Origin of the sequence: Glutamicibacter sp., from assembly GCF_050701915.1 — a bacterium.
Classification (GTDB): domain Bacteria; phylum Actinomycetota; class Actinomycetes; order Actinomycetales; family Micrococcaceae; genus Glutamicibacter.
In genome coordinates this window covers 1-3970 of sequence record NZ_JBOGEG010000065.1, presented here as the reverse complement: position 1 = coordinate 3970, position 3970 = coordinate 1, and the positions used below count along the sequence as shown (strand labels likewise).

The 3970-nt window shown below is 59.9% G+C and carries 4 protein-coding genes; all 4 read right to left on the bottom strand.

The genetic code is table 11. From position 1 onward, the window contains the following. Positions 1-45: 45 nt before the first annotated feature. Genes ACRDT3_RS18860 through ACRDT3_RS18845 form a run of 4 tightly spaced genes read right to left on the bottom strand, consistent with a single transcriptional unit; the run spans position 46 to position 3850 of the window. Entirely contained in the window at positions 46-789 is a 744-nt protein-coding gene (locus ACRDT3_RS18860) for a response regulator (RefSeq protein WP_105656594.1), read from the bottom strand. Beyond that, on the bottom strand, positions 747-2042 hold the full coding sequence (locus tag ACRDT3_RS18855) for a sensor histidine kinase (RefSeq protein ID WP_431494446.1): 1296 nt from the start codon (positions 2040-2042) through the stop codon (positions 747-749). The genes ACRDT3_RS18860 and ACRDT3_RS18855 overlap by 43 nt, the downstream gene beginning before the upstream one ends. 34 nt (positions 2043-2076) lie before the next feature. Then, positions 2077-2919, bottom strand: coding sequence for an ABC transporter permease (locus ACRDT3_RS18850; RefSeq protein ID WP_431494445.1), 843 nt, complete (start codon positions 2917-2919; stop codon positions 2077-2079). A 4-nt stretch (positions 2920-2923) separates the two neighbouring features. Next, complete coding sequence (locus ACRDT3_RS18845; protein WP_431494444.1) at positions 2924-3850, bottom strand: ABC transporter ATP-binding protein; 927 nt, start codon at positions 3848-3850, stop codon at positions 2924-2926. Positions 3851-3970: the final 120 nt, after the last annotated feature.

Sequence of the window (3970 nt, the reverse complement as noted above, 5' to 3'; positions counted from 1 at the left end):
CCTAATGGGTTTCACACGGCGGCCAGTTTGCTGCTTAAACGATGCCTAGTAGTCCAGGCCCTGGGATGGAATGACCAGCCCGGTCTCGTAGGCGTACACCACCGCTTGAACACGGTCGCGCAGATGCAATTTGGTCAGGATACGCCTGACGTGGGTTTTCACGGTCGCTTCGGAAAGGAAGAAACGGTGTGCAATCTCGGCGTTGGATAGTCCCTCGGAGAGCGCACGCAGCACTTCCTGCTCACGCGGGGTGAGATCGTCGAGCAGCGGGTCATGCGGAGTTTCGGCCGGCTGGTTTCGGTTCCCGGCGCCAGCGTTGCGCACATAGGTTTCCAGCAGGCGGGCAGTCACCCGAGGTGCCACCACAGCGTCGCCGGAAGCTACCAGGCGCACCGCTTGGACCAGTTCTTCCGGGGCCACGTCCTTGAGCAGGAACGCACTGGCTCCTGCCTGCAGTCCCGAGAAGGCGTACTCGTCCAGGTCAAAGGTCGTCAGGATGATGATCTTGGTTTCCGGGTGGTCCTTGGCGATGCGTTCGGTCGCTTCCAGACCGTCCATCTTGGGCATGCGCACATCCATCAGGACCACATCGGGTTTCAGTGCGGCCGTCTGGGCAAGGGCATCGAGACCGTCGACAGCTTCGCCGGCGATGACGATGTCGTCTTCACCTTCGAGGATGAGGCGGAATCCCATGCGTAAGAGGGGCTGGTCATCGACCAGCAGAACCTTGATTTTGTCTTCCACGCTTATTCCTTCACTGCCTTCTGGTTTTCGTTCTGCAAGCTGCATTCGGGTAGCTTGAGGACCGCTTTTACAATCCATCCACCACTGGCTACCGGTCCGGCATCAACCGTTCCGCCAAAGAGCGCAGCTCGTTCGCGCATGCCGCGCAGCCCGCGTCCGCTGCCGATACTCGGAACTCTCGTTGCATCCCCGTTGTCCATGATTTCCATGCGCAGTTCTTCGCGCCGCCGTTCCAGGCGAACCTGCACATCACTTACGTTACGGGCATAGCGCAAGGAATTAGTCAGGGACTCTTGAATAATACGGAAGACGGTCAGCTGGAAGGTGGTGTCCTCCGGCAACGGATCGCCCGTATGGGTAAATGAGACCGGCAGACCTGCGATACGGAATCCTTCGAGCAATTGCTCCACGTTCCCGCCGGTAGGCTGCGGGGCCAGCTCTCCGGATTCCTCTTGTCGAAGCACGCCAAGCATGCGGCGCATATCTGCCAGGGCGGCGCGGCCGGTTCCAGAGAGTTCATTGAGCACTTCGTCGGCGCGGACCTGATCGCGCTTGGCCACCACTCGTGCCCCCTCGGACAGGGCAATCATCACCGAAAGCGAATGGGCAACCACGTCGTGCATTTCGCGGGCAATGCGGTTGCGCTCTTGCACCTGGGCCAGTCCGGAGACCTGCGAGGCCCAGTGATTCAGTTCGGCTTCGTGGATGCGCGCGTTGCGCACGTTCATGCCCACCGCGGCCGCGGCAATGTAGAAACCGATGACGAAGCTGCCCGAGACGGCAATGATGACGCGGGTGAAGATGGTTTCATCGATTCCATCTTGCGGGTCGAATTCCATTCCGGCCATGTCGGGGAAGCCCATCAGCACCATCAGGACCGTCTGGAAGCTGCCGGCCAAGATGGCCAGCGGGATGGTGCGTTTGGCCGAATAGCTGGTGGCGACCGTATACAGGGCGATAATCATGCCTACCCCGCCCAGTCCACCCTGCGGACCAGCAATCACCAGGGCCAAGCACTCGAAAATGAACACCAGGATGATCACCGTCATCGGCGCCCGGCGCCGGTACAACAGGGCAGCGCTGATGGCGAGGGTGACGACCAGCAGGCCGGTGGCATTGGCTTCTGGCATCGCTGCCAAGACCAAGACACCTGGCAAGGTGAGCAGCAGGTAGATGACTACCGCACCGATGACCACCAAACGCGGGTGGGTACGCAAATAGCGGCGTATCCGGCCCATGCGCTTGGCGGCCAGTTCATCGAAGGAAACCACGGTTTCCTGCAGCGTCGGTTGGCTCATATTTCCAGTCTAGTTTTCTCGATCAATCTCTGAGCTATTTGATGTCCCGCTTGGTCAGCAGGATCGCGCCCAACGCCAGCGGAAGCACGATCCAACCCGCCACACCCAGCAGCTGCTGCCAGGTCTCCAAGTCGCTGACGACACTCGCAGGCGTCGCCAACCCCATGCCCAGCTGGTCAGGGGTGAACTTCGCGATATCCTGCGCCCAGTCGGTCAGGGAAGTCAGGATGGAAAGAATGATCGGCAGCACGAAGAACAGGGCAGCGAGGCTGGTAATGCCGCCGGCCGAGTTGCGCAGCAGCATCCCCAACGCCAAACCGATCAACGCCGCCATGGTCACCGCCAGCGTCCCGTACCAGAGCACCCGCTGGAAGGCATCGCTGCTGAATTCGAGATTCATCTGGTAGTTATCGGCAATTGGCTTGCTGACCGCGAAGGCCAAGAGCGAGCTGATGATCTGGACGATAGCAGTCAGCAGGATGATCAAGATGCCCTTGGCAGCCAGGACCCGCAATCGCCGCGGGCTGGCCAGGAACGTACTTACCGCTGAGCCGGTGGTGAATTCACCGCTGAAGAGCAGGACACCAAGCACGCCAAGGATCAGCTGGCTGAAGACCAGCCCCGAGCCGATAAGCTCACCTGCGAATCCCGGGGCCGACAGGTCTTCCATGCCCGGCATCTGATTCGTGTCGCCCATGCTGGCACTCAGCGATCCAATACCCCACGTCGCCACGGCCGCAATGCCCACATAGAACACGATGGCCAAGAGAACCAGGATGCGGGTGGAATTCAGGGAGAAGAAACGGATGGATTCACTGCGCAGCACGCCGAATAGCGTGACCTTGCCATGCGGTGCGGTTGCTAGAAGGTTAGACATATCCTTACTTCCCGCCGCCAGTCTCGGCAACTATGTTCGAGTGGTATTCCACGGCATCACGGGTCAATTCCATGTATGCGTCTTCCAAGGTGCGTTGCAGCGGACGCAGTTCGCTGAGCACCACCCCGTATTCCAGGGCACGACGGCCAATGGTTTCTGAATCGGGGCCGGTAACTTCCAGGCCATGGCCATCAATCCGGCGTAGCTGAACACCTTCACCGTTCAGCGCGTTCATCAAGACCTCAATGTCGGCTGAACGCACGATTGTCTGGTCAAGACCGTTGTCGATGAATTCACTGATCGGCGCGTCGGCCATGATGCGGCCACGGCCAATCACGATCAGGTGATCCGCTGTCTGGGCCATTTCACTCATCAGGTGGGAAGAGATGAAAACGGTTTTGCCTTCGGCCGCCTGCTGGCGGGCCAGATTGCGGACCCAGGCCACACCTTCGGGATCCAGTCCGTTGACCGGCTCATCGAGGATCAGCACCTGCGGATCTCCAAGCAGGGCAGTGGCAATGCCTAGCCGCTGTCCCATGCCTAGCGAGAAGCCGCCGACCTTTTTCCGCTGCACGCTTGACAGGCCGGTCAGATCCAGCACTTCGTGCACTCGGGAGACCGGGAGTCCTGCGGTAGCTGCCATGGCACGCAAATGCGCCAGCGGAGTAAGGGATTTGTGGACCGATTTAGCTTCCAGCAGGGTGCCAACTTCGGTCAGAGGGTGACGTGATTTCTTGAAGTCGCGCCCATTGACCAGCACTTCTCCGCTGGTAGGTTCGGCCAATCCCACGATCATGCGCATGGTGGTGGATTTGCCGGCGCCGTTCGGGCCGAGGAACCCAGTGACCATGCCTTCCTGCACCGTGAACGACGCATTATCGACCACGGTCTTTCCACCGTATTTCTTCGTCAACTGCTGTGCCTGGATCATATTCCCAGCCTAGGGAATTCGAGCCCTGCTCTCACCGCCCCCAGTGCTGATTTATGGCTCAACCAAAAGGGTGATGGCAGGCAAGCGAAACGTGGGCCCATGCACCAGATGGTGCATGGG